The following is a 16,715-nucleotide window of genomic DNA, read 5'->3' on the forward strand; positions in this document are numbered from 1 at the left end:
CGAGGGCGCCGGCCCTGGCTCGTATCCTCCGGGCATCTCCTATACCGCTCCTGCCGATCATGGCCCAGGCGCTGGCCATGGGCGACGAACTGCACGGCAGGCAGACTGCTGCCGGGCTGCTGTTCCGGAACGCCGTCCTGGAACGCCTCGTCCACCTCCGGGGCAATGCCCCGGAGACCCCTGCGTTGCTGGCCTACCTCGACACAGCGGAATTCCATTTCCTGCACGTCGCGATGGCAGCCGCAAAGGTTATTGCGGACAGAGCAGACTCAGTTCCAGGGAGCTCAATCGTCACGGCCATGGCTATGAACGAGAAGGAGTTCGCAGTCAGGGTTTCCGGCTTGCCGGGCCAGTGGTTCCGCGCACCCCTACCGCCGATCTCCGGGTTTCCCGGAAGAATCATGGCGCCCTGGACGCCCGCCGATCTGGGGTACAGCGGTGGTGACAGCTTGATTATGGAAACGCTGGGGCTGGGGGGCGCCGCTGCGGCGGCGGCTCCGGCCCTGAGTCCGGTCTCCGTCGGGACTCCGGCGCAAATGATGGAACTGACGAGCTCCCTGTACGCGGTTGCATCGTCGGAGCACCCGACGATGCGGATTCCGGCACTGGGCGGGCGCGGGGTCCCTTGGGGTATGGACGCTGCCGCGATCGTGGAGCGCCGCCTCGTACCTCCGGTGCACATCGGGGCGACACTGCGGAGCGGCGGACTTGCCGGCGCGATTTATTTCACCCCGCCGCTGCAACCCTTTATCGACGCAATCGAGCGCCTGCAGTCAATCGTCTGACCCGTTTCACGTGAAACAACGCGTTTCCTGCCGCTTCGCAGCCCGGCGTCTTCGTCCGATATGACCCGCCTAAACCCTCAAGGGTTGCCCTCACCTCCTCTTTCCGGATTCTGCTCCGGGTGCCGATCAGGATGGATGGCCATAAAAACCGAGTAATGGGTGCTGCCCTCAGGAGGTTCTTCGGCTTCGAACTCATCCAGCAGGTCCTGCACACGTTCGAGGAGCCGGGCATGTCCTTCTTCCGTGAGGCGTACACCCAACCGGGAGATTCCGACCTGATCCGATGCAGGGAGCTGTCCCACCTCGGACACGAACGCACCGATCATTGCGCCCCGCAAGCGCAGATCCCGGCCGTCGAGATTCAACCGCCACGACTTCCCCGTGGCACGGTAGGGGATCTCATATGCGCCACTCGGTCCGGACCGCGCCTCTTGGGGTTCGAGGAAGCCTGCCGAGACCAGCTTGCGGACGTGATAGAGCACCGTTGCCGGGTTGGCGGCGAGCATGGTTGCAATTTCCTTGTTGGTCAGCTGCTCTTTCATGCAGAGCCGCAAAATGCGGATACGCATTGCCGAGGCAAGGGCCTTCGCCTCTTCCTCACTCGCTGACCGCCGAGGGACCTGACCGCTCTCGTCTGTCATGTGTGCAGAATACCAGAGGGCTATTGACAAATATCAATCGATTGACCAGAGTCAACCGCATGACGACTGAAGACGGCGGCGCAGCCACGGTTCCTGGCGGCGTCCTGCGGGACCGTGACTTCCGATTCCTTTTCTATTCCACCTCCTTGAGCCAACTTGGGCAGCAGGTATCCAGTCTCGCCTTGCCACTCGTGGCGGTGGTGACGCTGACTGCCAGTGAATTCGAAGTGGGGCTGCTTTCGGCCCTGAGCACCGCTGCGTTCCTGTTGATTGGCTTGCCCGCCGGAGTCTGGGTCGATCGGATGCGGTACCGCCACGTGCTCGTCTCGTCGGACCTGATTCGGGCAGCGGTCCTGCTCACTGTTCCGCTCGCCTGGTGGCTCGGGGTGTTGACAGTCTGGCAGCTCTACGTCGTGGCGCTGCTCATCGGCGTGTTCAGCGTCTTCTTTGACGTCGCTTACCAGAGCTTTCTGCCGCGCCTTGTCGGGCGTGACCATTTGGTTGAAGGAAATGCCAAGTTGGAAACGGTGCACTCGGTTGCCCAACTCGCTGGTCCGGTCGCAGCCGGCCAGCTGATCGCCTGGCTGACGGCACCCGTTGCCCTCGCCCTGGATGCCATTGCGATGGGGTTGTCCGCACTATTAGTTGGGCGCATGCGGCACCGTCAGCCCAAGCCGGAGCCGGTACCGGGATCCCGGCTGGGCACGGACATCGCAGAGGGCCTGCGTTTCGTCCTGGGCAACCCCTTGCTGCGGGCGATTGCCGGGTCCACAGGACTGTTCAACCTGGCTTTCGCGGCCTACATGGCGATGCTGGTGTTCTTCCTTCCTAGAGAAGTCGGCCTGGGCGCGCACCAAATCGGCATAGTCTTTTCGGTCCTCGGGGTGGGCGGCCTTGCCGGCGCCCTGGCTACCCGTCGACTGACCCTGTGGCTCGGTGAAGGACCCGCCATTTGTTGGTCTGTGGCGGCGACGGCTCCCTTTGCGCTCCTGATGCCTGCGGCCGGGGGCGAATGGTCGGTTTGGCTAGGCGCGGCTGGACTTGCTGTGGCTAGCTTCGGCATGGTCGTCTACAACGTCACGCAGGTGAGCTTCCGGCAAAGACTGACTCCGGACCGCCTGCTAGGCCGCATGAACGCCACCATGCGTTTCCTGGTCTGGGGAACCCAGCCCGTCGGCGCGCTGATGGGGGGCCTACTTGGACAGCTATTCGGAGCTGAGACGGCACTGTGGATCGCTGCGGCGGCGGCCTGTGTGGCCTTCCTGCCGGTCACCTTGTCACCCCTGCGGAGCATGCGGAAGCTACCCGATGAACAGCCGGCATCGGCCACGCCTTCCGCCCCGTAAGCCTTCACATGTTCCTCCGACGCTGACGCCGAGTACAAGTTCGGCGTCGCGTTTCACGTGAAACACGACGCCGAGGGCGGACCTGGTCTGCGTGTGCGGTGCGCTGCTTGGTGCTGGTGGGCTGAGTGCGGTGCACCGGGGCCGGGTGCCGGGAGCTCAATACTGAGCGTTGGGGCCGAGGGTGAAAGCATAATGATTCTCGAGCCCAGCCTGCTGCTCTCTTCCCCCAGGATCCAGCAGCAGCACAGCTACTCAGTATTCGTTCGATCCGCCCGACGGTAATGAATGGACGTGATCGATCAGGGTGGATGAATAACATCCTCAGGCTCCGGGAGGGCTCCCTCACTGCACCAGACACGTCACGGGCCGGCTGAAGCCGAGCCGCAGCGCGGCTGCCGGACGCTGGGCAGGGCCACGAGCGGTAGGCAATCGTCGGCACGAGCGTGGCTGCGCAAGACAAGTAAGGCCCCTCCCTTCCCTGCCCCCCCTGCCCCCAGCCTCCCTGCCCAGCAGTGCACTGCTCTGCACTGCCGTTCACAGCAGTGCACTGCCCTTCACCGCACTTCATTTCACTTCGCTTCGCTTCCCAGACAAGGCCCTACTCGACAGCCCTGCACACAATCCGCCTCTATCAAGGCATACCCCTGGTGTTGGGACAGCAACAGCTAGACATACGCCAAGGGCCACGTTTACCCCACCAGGCGGCGATATCCGCTGCGGCGCTTCCACCTGGGCAGGGCTTGGAAACGCCACGGACCCGACTCCAGGGACCCGCCACACATCCGCTGCCACCATTGTTCGTGGTTCGATTCCCTTCTTGCCTTCGCTTAGATGTTCTCTGAAGCAGCAGTGTGTAGTTGTTTCCACCGGAGATCGGCACGTTTTTTAGGCAGCGTGGGGGGGAGATATCGTCTAGTTGCGGACGATAGGTCATGGGACTCCCCGAACGAAAACGAGGCAACGCGCACCTAACCGCATATCGGAGAACCGAAACGGGAGCCGGCATCGGCGGTAGCTTGTGCAGGTAGCTTGATGGCATTCTCCGCCCCATGGACGACTTCCTGATGCACGGCAAAGGGAAGATGGGCATTGGATACTGGTTTGCCGGCAGCCGCCCATAGCGTGCTTATGACCCGGCAGGGCGGGCGGGCAGGGCGGGCAGGCAGGGCGGGCAGGAGGCCCGGCAGGGCGAGCAGGCAGGGCGGGCAGGCCGGCCGGCAGAGAGCCGGTCGGTGCTCGGGGTAACCCGCCGAAGACAGCCCTGCCATCCCAGGCCGCGCCTAAAGCCGCTCCAGAGAGTACGGTTCCTAGCACCCAAGCCTCGCCTTCCCAGGCAAAACAGCCTAGGGTGGGGTTCCTTTGTAGGGACTCGGACGCCCCAGTTTCACGTGAAACACCGCCAGGCGCTGACCCCAGTTCTAAGAATTCATACGCAGCCTTTGCTGCGACGGGGTGCACAGAGAGCCGCCTTGCAGGCCCCAATCCGGCCGCGCTCTACCGTGTACGGCGGTTGGCCATGTCATCTGCATGGCTAGCCACACGTCGTGGTTGGCCGCCTTCTACAATGTTTCACGTGAAACCCCGCCCCTATCCTCTATTCGGCGCCACGGGCATACGCCCTATGGCACGTCATGCCAAGCTCCCATGCCCGGTGCATGACCGACGCCCTATACGCGTGTTTGGCAGGCAAAGCGCTGATTGCGTTTCCTATCCGCTTACCGACTGGACGTCCGGGACGTCAGTTCTGGCGGCGGAGAGGTGGTAACCCTTCTGCCTGGACCTGTAAGGAGGCCGATTGCATAGACATTGCAGCTCTGCAAGGACCGTGCAAACTACCATTGCGCGCGGCGTCCACCCTGCTACCGAAGCCGACCGCACGGCCTGATTCGACCCGGTCAGTGGACGAATGGCTTTTAGTCGACTGCAGTACCGGGCGCTGGCTGCAGCCAAGGCATCGTTTCACGTGAAACACCGCCTGCTGTATAGCTGCTCCGGCTTATAGACCCGTCCGGCCCAGCAAGAAGTCTGCCAAACGCGGAAGCTATGCCGACCTGAGGGTGGCCCGCGGAGAGTTTTGGAGCCAAAACTGCACATTACCCGGGGCCAGCCGCTCTGATAATCAACCGAACCATTGGGTGCCGTTGCGACGAACCTCCAAACTGAGCTCAGTGACCCCCAACTTACGTAGAGAGTTGCAGCACCTAACTACGCAAATCGACCGCCGACTACGCCCAGCAAATAGGCGCAGCCTGGTTCCTGCGATACTCGCGGTTTGGCTCCATACGACTCCATCCAGCTCCTTACCTACAACCGGACCGGCATTCAACTACGAGAGGATACCCCGGACGACCCGCGGCGCAAAAGTAGTTGCAGGGTCCGGATACCGGACGTACCGACGCAGCGGGAGATAGGTTTCACGTGAAACGTCGACTCACTCGGTCCGAGCGGCAACGAGTGCGGTAATCACGTCAGCGAGCAGGCACCCGGAGTGAGGACACCTGAACGAGTCTTACGTGTTTCACGTGAAACACGTAAGCCCAGACTGTAGGACGGCGCGCGGAATACGACAGGAGGGGCATGCCGTCTTGTTTCGCTACCCGGTACGGACAGCTCCGGGGCGGACAGGCCGCACAGGCAACGGGTTTACGCCTCACGCACCTGGTGCAGGTTACAGCCGACAGCGTCGGGGGTCCCGATCATCCGGCCCTTTGTTGGTTTGCTCAGGTGGCCCACGGTTGTGGGTGTATTCCTGCGGCAAGCCTTCGCGCCGCTGGTTATCCCGCACCTACCCATCCAGGTGCGCCCGGAAAGCCGAAAGGGCCGGTGTTTCACGTGAAACACCGACCCTTCGGGAACCTCGCCGAGCTTTGAGCTACTCTCCGGGTGTGGAGAGTACGCCCATAATTCGATTCAGGTCATCCACGCTAGCGAATTCGATGCTGACCTTGCCCTTGCGTGCTCCAAGGGTGATCTTGACGTTCGTGTCCAGGCGGTCAGCCAAAGACGTTGCCAGGTAGTCCAGCCGTTCGTGGCGTGCGCCGATCTTCGGCTTGGAAGTCTTCGCCGGCTTCCGCAGGCCGTCGGCCAGCGACACGATCTCTTCGGTGGCACGAACGGAAAGGCCCTCCGCCACGATCCTCTGGGCCAGCTTTTCCATCTCCGCCGGGTCACCCAGCCCGAGCAACGCGCGTGCATGCCCCGCTGACAGAACTCCAGCCGCCAGCCGGCGCTGAACCAACGGCGGAAGCTTCATCAACCGCAAGGTGTTGGTTACCTGCGGCCGCGAGCGTCCGATGCGGTCTGCGAGTTCTTCGTGCGAGCAGCCGAAGTCGTCCAGAAGCTGCTGGTAAGCCGCCGCTTCTTCCAACGGGTTCAGCTGGCTCCGGTGCAGGTTCTCCAGGAGGGCGTCACGGAGGAGATCGACATCCTGTGTGGAGCGGATGATAGCCGGCACCGAGGATAGTCCAGCTTCGCGTGATGCACGCCAGCGACGTTCACCCATAACAAGCTCATAGGGGTGTTCCGCATCCTCCTCGAGCGAGGGGCGAACAACAATCGGCTGCAGCACGCCGATTTCCCTAATGGAATGCACCAGTTCGGCCATGTCGTCTTCATCGAAGACGGACCGCGGCTGCTTACGGTTCGGGTGGATGGAATCAATGGGAAGCTCGGCGAACGTCGCACCGGGAACCTGGACCAGGCCATCCTCACCACTGTAATCCGGGGTCGATGTTTCACGGGAAACATCCGCTTCCACCGGGGCAGCAGCTGCCTGCTTCGACGCTTCCGGGGCGGCCTCCGCGGGGACCGGCAGCGAAGCAGGTGCCGACTGCAGGTCTTCTGCGGCGCTCTCAGGACTTTCGGGATCCTTGGCCGTCGCCGCCACCTCCACAGCCCCCTGAGAGGCCTTGGAAGCCCGCTTGGCGCCCTTGCTTCCGGAAGCCGGGGCGGAATCCGGAGTTGAATCCGGGGTGGTCCCAGCGTCCGTCCCTACAGACGTGGCGTCATCGGGTTTGGCAGCGGGGACAGGGCTGGGCACTTCCGGCTCCACACCTTTGTCGGTACGGACTCCCGAACGGGCCGCAGAGCTGCGCGTTGTCGACTTCTTTGCCGGACCGCGAAGCGCTTCCTTATTGATCCCGGCACCCTTACGCGGACCCGTACCACCGAACTGTGAGCGGGACTCATCGGCTGCGGCGAAGAACAAATCAGCCGGACGTCCCTGAGTAACGGTTCCCTGGCTCGAGTTTTCTGTCTCCGCAGGTTCCGCACTGCTAGGAATCAAAGCTCCCAGACCGCGGCCTAAACCCCGACGCTTCTCGGCCATGGGTAAGTCCTTCCCTTATGCCCGCACTTCAAGCGGCACGGATTGATTGTGAGAGTATTCTATGGCGCGGAGCCAAGCTGGCAGCCGAACCCCGCCGGGGTGTCACTAGGCGCGCTGGGCTATCTCGGCTGCTGCTTCCAAATAGGACAGCGCACCCGTTGAAGACGGGTCATAGGTCATGACCGTCTGCTGGTAGCTGGGAGCCTCCGAAACGCGCACGGAGCGCGGCACGACGGCGCGCAGGACCTGCTCCGGGAAGTGCTCGCGCACCTCGGCGGCGACCTGTGCGGCAAGGTTCGTTCTACCGTCGTACATGGTCAGCAGAATGGTGGAGACAACCAGATCGGCGTTCAAATGCTTCTGGATCATTTCAATGTTCTTCAGCAGCTGGCTGAGGCCCTCGAGCGCGTAGTACTCGCACTGGATTGGGATCAGGACTTCCCTTGCCGCGACAAAGGCATTGACGGTGAGGAGGCCAAGGCTCGGCGGGCAGTCGATGAATATGTAATCCAGGCGCTCCAGGCCCTGCTTTTCCCGTTCGGCCGCGTAGACGTTAATGGCGCGGCTCAAACGCTGTTCACGCGCAACCAGGGATACCAGTTCGATCTCCGCCCCGGCGAGGTGGATCGTGGCCGGTGCGCAGATGAGGTTACTGATGTCCGGGCACTGCGCAACCACATTTGCCAGCGGCAGGTCATCAATCAGCACGTCGTAGATGCTCTCCACGTCAGCACGGTGGTCGATCCCCAGGGCCGTTGATGCGTTTCCCTGCGGATCGATGTCGATAACCAGGACGTTCTGGCCGGCAGTCGCCAGAGCAGCAGCAAGGTTGACCGTGGTGGTCGTTTTCCCCACCCCGCCCTTCTGGTTGCTCACCGTCATGATGCGCGTCTGGGGAGGCCGCGGCAGAACGCGTCCGCGGAGCTTCTCCCGACGCCGGTTTTCACTAGCCAGTTCCCGCGCCAGCGGGGTGCTCTCGTCCATCAAATCCATAACGTCTTCCGAGGTCGCCACAGCAGCGGCTTCTTCGGATACACCACCTTCGATAGCTCGGGGGGCCTGCACGAGTGCGGCACTGCTTTCAGTCTTGGCGGGTTCCAGCGGCTTGGCGGGTTCCTGCTGCTTGGCGGGTTCCAGCGGCTCGGCCGGCACCGTTTCACGTGAAACGGCGGCCGGCTTGTCCACAACCAATTGGGGTTGCTTTCTACCGAATGAGGCGGACAGGGCAGAACCGAGTGCGGCGAAGGGAGGAATTCGTTTTGCGGCAGAATCACGCGCACTCACCTGGTCATGCTCACTTTCCAACATAAAGCGTTAAGGCATTAGTTCATCTAGACTATCCGCTTCGCGGCCATTCCCCGGGACCGGCATGGGTGTGTGCATGAAAGCTGAGGTGTCGGGCTTCTCACCCTACGGAGATGCGTACCACCGTGGTGGGTTCTTCAAGTACATCCGCCCCTACGGTCAGCACTGCGGTATCCCGTCCGCCCAGCTTGCGGATTGCTTTCGCGGCTTTCTGCACTTCTTCTTCAGCGCTGCGGCCCTTGATGGCCAGCACCTGCCCCCTGCCGTGCAGCAGGGGTACTGTCAGTCCGGCCAATCCGCCGAGGGCCGAAACGGCCCGGGCGGTGGCCACATCCACATTTACCTCGTCGACTACCTGTTCGGCACGGCCGCGGATTACGCGGACATTGTCGAGTCCAAGATCCGTAACGACTTCGTTCAGCCATATGACCCGCCGTTCAAGGGGCTCTATGAGCGTCATGGACAGGTCAGGCCGGGCAATGGCCAGGCACAAGCCGGGCAGCCCGGCACCGCTGCCGACATCCGCTACGGCGGCATTCGCAGGGATCAGCTCGGCCACCACGGCGCAGTTCAGGACGTGCCTGCTCCATAGCCGCGGAACTTCCCGCGGGCCGAGGAGTCCCCGTTCCATGCCCGACGTCGCGAGGTGCTCTACGTATCTTTGCGCCAGATCCAGGCGGTCACCGAAGATCTTCCGGGCGGCGTCCAGTTCTGCGGGAGTTGTTTCAACCACTTACTTCATATTCCTTGTCTGCACTGCCGGGCGGGGATAACTAGGAAGCAGGCAGGGAAACGACGATGTGGCGGTCCGCGCCTTCACCCTCGGATTCACTGACCAGGCCAAGCTCGGCCACGGCGTCGTGAACAATCTTGCGCTCATAGGCGCTCATGGGAACGAGCGCCACTTCCTGCCCGGTTTCCTTGGCACGCTTGGCTGCGTCCTCAGCTATGGACTGCAGCTGGCCGCCGCGTTCTTCACGGTAGCCAACGATGTCCAGGACCAAGCGGGAGCGGTTTTCCGTTGCTGTCAGCACCGACAGCCGCGTGAGTTCCTGCAATGCCTCAAGCACTTCGCCATCGCGTCCCACGAGTGCCTGAAGAGCGGCGTCGTCGCCTTCCTCGGACACTACGGAGATATACGTCCGGCCGTTTCGGACCTCAATGTCGATATCCCCGTCGATGTCGGCGATATCCAGGAGCTCTTCCAGGTAGTCGGCGGCTACGTCGCCTTCTTCCTCGAGCCTCCCGGTGCGCGGCTGAACAGGTTCCTCGGCTTCTTCCAGGGGAACTACGGGGTCGTCAATGTGCTCAGTGCTCATTTCCTTTTCCTGTTCTTCCGCGCGGGCTGGACGCGCTGGCCCTTGGGTGCCGCGGGGACCTCGACCGGTGCCTCGCCCTTCTTCTCTCCGAGGAGCGGCGCCATCGGCAGGCCCTTGCGGGCACGGCGCTCGGCGAGGGCCTTTGACGCCGGCGAGCCGGGGGTAGGCATCCGCCGGATGACGAAGAACTGCTGTCCCATGGTCCACAGGTTGGTGGTGGTCCAGTAGATGAGCACACCGATGGGGAAGTTGATGCCGCCGACGCCGAAGACGATGGGCAGTACGTAGAGCATCATCTTCTGCTGGCGCATGAACGGGCTGGCAAGTGCCTCTTCGGACATGTTCTTGGACATGATCTGCTTCTGCGTAATGAACTGCGAAGCGGTCATCGCCAGGATCATGATGATCGAGAGCACTACAACCGAGAAGTGGCCTTCGTCGCCGAAACCGTGCAGGAGCGAGGAGGACAGCGGGGCACCGAAGATGGTGGCCTCGTCAAACTGCTGGATGGCGCTGTGCGACAGCGCGCCCTGGCCCTTGCCCTCGGCATTCGAGGTGGAGATCCCGTTCAGCACCTGGAACAGGGCAAAGAAGAACGGCATCTGTACGAGCATGGGCAGGCAGGCAGCAAACGGGTTGGTGCCGTGCTTCTTGTACAGGGCCATCTGCTCCTGCGTCATTGCCTGACGCGAAAGCTGGTCGGTCTTGCCCTTGTACTTCTGCTGCAGCTTGCGCAGGTCCGGCTGCAGGGACTGCATACCGCGCTGCGCCTTGATCTGCTTGACGAAGACCGGAATCAACGCGGCACGGATCACGATCACCAAGCCGATGATGGACAACGTCCAGGTCCACCCGGATGCGGCATCCATCCCGAGGAAAACGAAGCCCTCGTGGAAGACCCACATGATCCATGACACTACCCACTTAAAGGGGAACAGTATCGTCTCGAAGAAACCCATTTACTCTCCTCAGGCCGCCGAGCGGCTGTCTTCGTCAGCTGGAATCACGGGGTGATTCAGCACAATGATCCTCGGGACCTTCTTTGAGTCCCAAATCCGGTGTCCATCAGGTACGTGGTCCACGCCGCCGCCGTTCCAAGGATGGCAGCGGATAAGCCGTCGGAAAGCCAGCCAGGAACCCTTGACGGCTCCGTGGACGGTGACTGCTTCGAGGGCATAGGCGGAACACGATGGGAAAAATCGGCAGACCTGCCCGTAGAGGGGGGAAACGGTCTTCCGGTACGCCATCAGCAGGCCGATGAGGAGCATGCGCGGGAGGTTCCATAAAAAACGGGCAACAACAATCAAGGCCCTCAACGGAATAGATCCGGAGTCCCTCATCGCTGGCTCATCCTTCCTCACCTGGCATGTCTAAAGCTGCGAAAGTTTGGCTATGCAGGCGTTCAAAGCGCTGTGGTAGTCGGCACTCAGTACCGGCCACGACGCCGACGCGGAAGCAGGCAGGGCCCGCACCACCACGTCAAACCCGGTGGGGTGAAGAGCGAGGCTCTGCGCTGCCGCTTCCCTCAGTCTTCTCTTAACGAGGTTGCGTGTCACCGCGTTCCCGACGGATTTGGCCACTATGAAGCCTATGCGGCTCGGCTGGTCACCCGTAGGAAGCGCATATAGCACTACGTTCCGGCGCCCACTGCGGGCACCGGAACGTACAGTACGAGAAAAATCTGCCGATGCCCTTACCCGGTTCCGCACGGCCAGCATTATGACCACCTGGAATCCGGAGTAAAGCTGCTAAGAGGCAGCATCGACAAACTTTGAGGTTATTTAGGCCGACAGTTCGGTACGGCCCTTGCCACGGCGTGCGGAAAGGATGGCACGGCCGGCACGGGTACGCATGCGAAGGCGGAAGCCGTGCTTCTTGGCACGACGGCGGTTATTCGGCTGAAAAGTCCGCTTGCTCACGGTAGTTACTCCAAGACAATCTTGAGTCGCGCCGGCACTTGTTGCGACAAGGGGGAAGAACAAGCGGCGCTTTTTTCATGTGTCTGTCTGTACTCGCCCGGACCTGGACCCTGATTTCCAGAACCCCTGCAGGGCATGTGTGAGTACAGATAGCAGACACAAAGGACTACTCAACGTTAGGTGAGACGGGGGCACCAGTCAAACCGGGCTCAGCCCCGGAGTAATCCACAGCCCGCAACGGACTGTGGATACCCTGTGGATAGTCCGCACATCCGGTTGTGCACCCAGATTTTTCAACAGCTGTGGACAACTGCTGTGGGTATCCTGCGTCCATAGGTCCTGTGAGAGAGCCAACAGGCCCTTGTGCAGGCGGATTTCCAGCTACCACCAAGGGAAATCATCCTCTAGGCTTGGCGACGGGTACTTTATCCACTATCTGTGCATAACTCTGTGGATGAAGTGCCGGGATCCCCACCGGGATCCCGAGTTTTCTTAGACAGCCGCAGGGCGTCATGAGAGGTTTTTGTGGGTACGGACGAAATCAACGATGTTGGCAGCTCTTGGCGCAAGGTCATTCGGACTCTGGAGACCGATGACAGGGTCACTCCCCGACAGCGTGGATTCGTGGTGCTTGCGCAGGCCCAAGGCCTGATCGGTACGACCCTTCTGGTAGCCGTTCCCAACGAACTGACCCGTGAAGTGCTGCAGACGCAGCTGAAGAACATCCTCGATGAAGTCCTGCGCGGCGTTTTCCAGGCCGATATCCAGTGTGCGTTCGTCATCGACTCGGACCTCACTCCCGTGGCTGAAGCCGAACCGGAACCCGAAGAGCAGCCGGCGGCCCCCAGCCCCGTACCCTCCGGCGAAAGCGGTGCTCCTTCCCCGACGCCGCCGAGCACCAGCCAGGAATTCGGCCGCCTCAACCCCAAGTACGTCTTCGAGACCTTCGTTATCGGTTCGTCCAACCGGTTTGCCCATGCAGCGGCGGTAGCCGTGGCCGAAGCGCCGGCGAAGGCCTACAACCCCTTGTTCATCTATGGGGACTCCGGGTTGGGCAAGACCCACCTCCTTCACGCCATCGGGCATTATGCACGTCACTTGTACACCGGGATCCGCGTCCGCTACGTGAATTCGGAAGAGTTCACGAACGACTTCATCAACTCCATCCGCTATGACGAAGGCGCCAGCTTCAAACAGCTGTACCGCAACGTGGACATCCTGCTGATTGATGACATTCAGTTCCTGGCCAACAAGGACGCCACCCAGGAAGAGTTCTTCCACACCTTCAATGCCCTCCACAACCACAACAAGCAGGTTGTGATCACCTCCGACCTGCCGCCCAAGCAGCTTTCCGGTTTCGAGGAACGGATGCGGTCGCGGTTTGAGTGGGGCCTGTTGACGGATGTGCAGCCGCCGGAACTTGAAACCCGTATCGCCATCCTGCGGAAGAAGGCCATCGGCGACAGCCTGAGCGCTCCGGATGACGTCCTGGAATACATCGCGTCCAAGATCTCCACCAACATCCGGGAGCTTGAAGGCGCACTGATCCGCGTGACCGCCTTCGCCAGCCTGAACCGGCAGCAGGTAGACGTGGGCCTGGCCGAAATCGTCCTGAAGGACCTGATTACCGACGACGGCGCCCAGGAAATCACTGCCGCATCCATCCTTGGGCAGACGGCAGCCTATTTCCAGATCAGCCTTGAGGAACTCTGCAGCAAGTCCCGGACCCGGACCCTGGTCACCGCACGGCAGATCGCCATGTACCTGTGCCGCGAGCTGACCGATATGTCCCTGCCGAAGATCGGCCAGGAACTTGGCGGCCGCGACCACACCACTGTGATCCACGCGGACCGGAAAATCCGCGAGCTGATGGCCGAACGCCGGGCCATCTACAACCAGGTCACCGAACTGACCAACAGGATCAAACAGCAGCAGCGCGAGGCCTGAGCCAGTAGGACGGCAGGGCCCCGCAGGGGCCCAAAATTAACATTTGTGGACAAGGGTGTGGATAACCCGGTGGACAACCCGTGGTTACGCACACTTCCCTGTGGATACGCGGAATCCTAAAAAAGTTTCCAACAGGCCCGGACTCGGACGCTGCAGCGAGTCCACAGGTTATCAACAGGCTTAAACAGCTGGGACGCCCCGGTGCGGGGGGTTATCCACAGTATCCACAGGAGTTATTAACACTACGGATCTTAAGAAATTCGGTTCCACCAAATAACAACTATGCTTCCGGCACACTTCAAACCCTCCGAGATGACCACCAAAAAAACCTCTCTGACGAGAGGGGCCACCACCTCGAACGGTCCCCATCCGTTCCCCTGGCCGGACAGAACCCGGTGCAGCACACCGGCGGACGGGGCTAAGCTGTCACAGAGTATGGTTGTCATTCGCATGTAAACGAGTACGGTCCGTCCATGGCTACATCCTTGGGATCTGCACGGACTGGACCGGTCCACGGATGCTTCCGCGATTTACACACAGCTCAAGACGAGTTCAAGACAAGATCAGTTGTACTGAGAAGTACGTTGCGAAAGGCGGCACCCTTCAGTGAAGTTTCGAGTTGAGCGGGATGTCCTGGCCGAGGCCGTCACGTGGACAGCACGTTCCCTGTCCCCGCGCCCGCCCGTTCCGGTCCTTTCGGGGCTGCTTATCAAGGCTGAAAACGGTTCGCTGAGTCTTGCCAGCTTCGATTACGAGATTTCCGCGCGCCTCCAGATTCCCGCCGATGTGAGCGAAGAAGGAACCATCCTGGTCTCCGGCCGCCTGTTGGCCGAGATCTGCCGCAGCCTTCCGTCTGCTCCGGTGGAAGTGGAGACTGACGGGGCCAAGGTCACGCTGACCTGCCGCAACAGCCGGTTCAACCTGGCAACCATGCCTGAAGCCGAATACCCGGAACTGCCGGCACTGCCCGAGGTGAGCGGCGTCGTCGACGGCGATGCCTTCGCCCAAGCCGTCTCCCAGGTCATCATTGCCGCCAGCCGCGATGACACCCTGCCCATCCTCACCGGTGTACGCATGGAAATCGAAGATGACCTCATCACCTTCCTGGCAACCGACCGGTACCGCCTGGCCCTGCGCGAATTGTCCTGGAAGCCCGCAACTCCGGGGATTTCCACCAGTGCACTGGTGAAAGCCAAGACGCTCAACGAGGTGGCCAAGACCCTTGGCGGGGCAGGCGACCTCAACATCGCCCTGTCGGATGACAGCGAACTCATTGGTTTTGAAAGCGGCGGACGGCGCACCACGTCGCTTCTGGTTGACGGCGATTACCCCAAAATCCGTTCCCTGTTCCCCGAAAACACGCCGATTCACGCCACTGTAGAGACCTCCGCACTGGTCGAAGCCGTACGCCGTGTGTCCCTGGTTGCCGAACGCAACACTCCTGTCCGCCTTGCCTTCACGGACGGTCAGCTCTCCCTGGATGCCGGCACCGGCGAAGACGCCCAGGCATCGGAAGCACTGGAAGCGGCACTCGTAGGCGACGACATCACGGTTGCCTTCAACCCGCATTACCTAAGCGAAGGCCTGGGCGCGTTCCCGAGCAAGTACGTCCGCTTCTCCTTCACGACGCCGCCCAAACCGGCCGTGATTTCGGCCCAGGAAGAACTCAACGGGGACGACCAGGCAGATTACCGTTACCTGCTGATGCCGGTTCGCCTGCCGAACCAGTAGGACGCCGCCGCCTGGCCGCCGGACCAGCTGCATTTCGATCCGGCAGCGGCGGAGGACGGCGCAAAAAAATCGTCGTAACAATGCCGATGTAACACAATTTGACAAAGGCATGCCGAGCGGCGGCGGATCCGCTGCCGGAAGGGTCGGCGGCAGGCTCGACGGACAGGAAAGGACCAGGAACCCATGTACGTTGACCACCTGTCCCTTACCGGTTACCGCAGCTATCCGCAGCTGGACATCCGGCTCGAGCCGGGCGTCACGGTGTTTGTCGGTCCCAACGGCACGGGTAAAACCAATATTGTCGAGGCAATCGGCTATCTGGCCACACTGTCTTCACACCGGGTAAGCACTGATGCCCCCTTGGTGAATTTCGACGCCGACCAGGCGCTGATCAGGGCCCGTCTGGTGCGCGGTTCCCAGGCCACCGGCGTGGAGCTGGAACTGAACCCCGGCCGCGGCAACCGGGCCCGCATCAACCGTGCCAACCCGGTCCGGGCCCGGGACATCCTGGGCTTGTGCCGGACAGTGCTCTTCGCACCTGAAGACCTGGCGCTGGTCAAGGGTGATCCCGGCAGCCGCCGGCGTTTCCTGGATGAGTTGATTGTTTCCTTGGTACCGCGCCATGCGGCAACCCGCTCGGACTATGACCGCGTGCTGAAGCAGCGGAACGCCCTGCTGAAATCAGCACGGGCCGCAGGTCGCTTCACCTCTGCCCACGAGGCAACACTGGACGTCTGGGACCAGCACATGGCTGTAGCCGGCGCCGAGCTTGTGGCCGCTCGGCTCGAGGCGCTCCAACGCCTGCAGCCGCACCTGCAGGCGGCATATCGAGACCTCACCGACGGTTCAAAGGCTGCCCGGGCGGTCTATCGGTCCACACTGCAGGGAACCGTCAACGACGACGGCGCCGTGGAGGGTTCCCAGGATCCGGACGAGTTGTATTCCTTGACGGTGCCGGAACTCACCGAGCGGTTCCTGCAGGCATTCGCCGCCAACCGCCGGCGCGAGCTGGACCGCGGGATTTCCCTGGTGGGTCCGCACCGGGACGAACTGGAGCTGATCCTCGGAAAGGCACCAGCCAAGGGGTACGCCTCCCACGGGGAAACCTGGTCCTTCGCACTGTCCCTTCGCCTGGGGTCGTACTACCTGCTGACCAGCGACGATCCCACCCCCGGTGCCGGGCCGATCCTGATCCTGGACGACGTGTTTGCGGAGCTGGATGTGCAGCGCCGGCAGCGGCTCGCCGGAATTGTCGCTGGAGCCGAGCAGGTGCTGGTGACTGCGGCTGTTGGCGACGACATTCCGGAATCACTGGCAGGGCGGGTCATCAACGTGATCCCGGGAGGCGTCAGTGTGCCCGTCTCCTGATCCCGTTCCCCCCGGCGAGGATCCCGG

At 61.9% G+C, this 16,715-nt stretch carries 14 protein-coding genes; 5 read left to right on the forward strand and 9 right to left on the reverse strand.

Going from position 1 to position 16,715, the window contains the following annotated elements; translation table 11 throughout:
• Nucleotides 1-14 precede the first annotated feature (14 nt).
• A complete protein-coding gene (locus tag NNX35_RS05565) occupies nucleotides 15-785 on the forward strand; it encodes a DUF1116 domain-containing protein (RefSeq protein WP_255867322.1) in 771 nt (256 codons plus the stop codon).
• 77 nt (nucleotides 786-862) lie between these two features.
• On the opposite strand, the gene NNX35_RS05570 is transcribed toward NNX35_RS05565, so the two are convergent.
• The gene (locus NNX35_RS05570) at nucleotides 863-1,426 is read right to left on the reverse strand and encodes a winged helix-turn-helix domain-containing protein (RefSeq protein ID WP_255867204.1); all 564 of its coding nucleotides are present in this window, start codon (nucleotides 1,424-1,426) and stop codon (nucleotides 863-865) included.
• Between the two features lie 59 nt (nucleotides 1,427-1,485).
• On the opposite strand from NNX35_RS05570, the gene NNX35_RS05575 reads away from it, so the two are divergent.
• On the forward strand, nucleotides 1,486-2,772 hold the full coding sequence (locus NNX35_RS05575; RefSeq protein ID WP_255867205.1) for an MFS transporter: 1,287 nt from the start codon (nucleotides 1,486-1,488) through the stop codon (nucleotides 2,770-2,772).
• 2,872 nt (nucleotides 2,773-5,644) lie between these two features.
• Here NNX35_RS05575 and NNX35_RS05580 read toward each other — a convergent pair.
• From NNX35_RS05580 to rpmH, 8 genes are all read right to left on the reverse strand, one after another.
• Entirely contained in the window at nucleotides 5,645-6,811 is a 1,167-nt protein-coding gene (locus tag NNX35_RS05580) for a ParB/RepB/Spo0J family partition protein (protein WP_370646959.1), read from the reverse strand.
• A 393-nt stretch (nucleotides 6,812-7,204) separates the two neighbouring features.
• Nucleotides 7,205-8,092 carry a ParA family protein gene (locus NNX35_RS05585; RefSeq protein WP_370646978.1) on the reverse strand — a complete coding sequence of 296 codons (888 nt, stop codon included), beginning with the start codon at nucleotides 8,090-8,092 and terminating at the stop codon, nucleotides 7,205-7,207.
• A gap of 412 nt (nucleotides 8,093-8,504) precedes the next feature.
• Complete coding sequence (gene rsmG, locus NNX35_RS05590; RefSeq protein WP_255862217.1) at nucleotides 8,505-9,137, reverse strand: 16S rRNA (guanine(527)-N(7))-methyltransferase RsmG; 633 nt, start codon at nucleotides 9,135-9,137, stop codon at nucleotides 8,505-8,507.
• Between the two features lie 40 nt (nucleotides 9,138-9,177).
• On the reverse strand, nucleotides 9,178-9,723 hold the full coding sequence (locus NNX35_RS05595) for a R3H domain-containing nucleic acid-binding protein (protein WP_255867208.1): 546 nt from the start codon (nucleotides 9,721-9,723) through the stop codon (nucleotides 9,178-9,180).
• Nucleotides 9,720-10,682, reverse strand: a complete 963-nt coding sequence (yidC, locus tag NNX35_RS05600; RefSeq protein ID WP_255867209.1) for a membrane protein insertase YidC — start codon at nucleotides 10,680-10,682, stop codon at nucleotides 9,720-9,722. The genes NNX35_RS05595 and yidC overlap by 4 nt, the downstream gene beginning before the upstream one ends.
• Nucleotides 10,683-10,691: 9 nt before the next feature.
• Nucleotides 10,692-11,063 (reverse strand): membrane protein insertion efficiency factor YidD, encoded by a 372-nt coding sequence (yidD, locus tag NNX35_RS05605; RefSeq protein ID WP_255765516.1) that lies wholly within the window; start codon nucleotides 11,061-11,063, stop codon nucleotides 10,692-10,694.
• Between the two features lie 30 nt (nucleotides 11,064-11,093).
• Nucleotides 11,094-11,441, reverse strand: a complete 348-nt coding sequence (gene rnpA / locus NNX35_RS05610) for a ribonuclease P protein component (RefSeq protein WP_227920389.1) — start codon at nucleotides 11,439-11,441, stop codon at nucleotides 11,094-11,096.
• Between the two features lie 63 nt (nucleotides 11,442-11,504).
• Nucleotides 11,505-11,642, reverse strand: a complete 138-nt coding sequence (gene rpmH, locus NNX35_RS05615; protein WP_022892375.1) for a 50S ribosomal protein L34 — start codon at nucleotides 11,640-11,642, stop codon at nucleotides 11,505-11,507.
• Nucleotides 11,643-12,167: 525 nt separating this feature from the next.
• Here rpmH and dnaA point away from each other — a divergent pair.
• The 3 genes from dnaA to recF all read left to right on the forward strand — a co-directional run bounded on the left by dnaA (nucleotide 12,168) and on the right by recF (nucleotide 16,688).
• Nucleotides 12,168-13,589, forward strand: coding sequence for a chromosomal replication initiator protein DnaA (dnaA, locus tag NNX35_RS05620; protein WP_146359770.1), 1,422 nt, complete (start codon nucleotides 12,168-12,170; stop codon nucleotides 13,587-13,589).
• 606 nt (nucleotides 13,590-14,195) lie between these two features.
• Nucleotides 14,196-15,320, forward strand: a complete 1,125-nt coding sequence (gene dnaN / locus NNX35_RS05625) for a DNA polymerase III subunit beta (RefSeq protein ID WP_227920390.1) — start codon at nucleotides 14,196-14,198, stop codon at nucleotides 15,318-15,320.
• A 183-nt stretch (nucleotides 15,321-15,503) separates the two neighbouring features.
• Entirely contained in the window at nucleotides 15,504-16,688 is a 1,185-nt protein-coding gene (gene recF, locus NNX35_RS05630; protein WP_255867210.1) for a DNA replication/repair protein RecF, read from the forward strand.
• Nucleotides 16,689-16,715: the final 27 nt, after the last annotated feature.

Source organism: Arthrobacter sp. zg-Y844 (assembly GCF_024385465.1).
Lineage (GTDB): Bacteria > Actinomycetota > Actinomycetes > Actinomycetales > Micrococcaceae > Arthrobacter_B.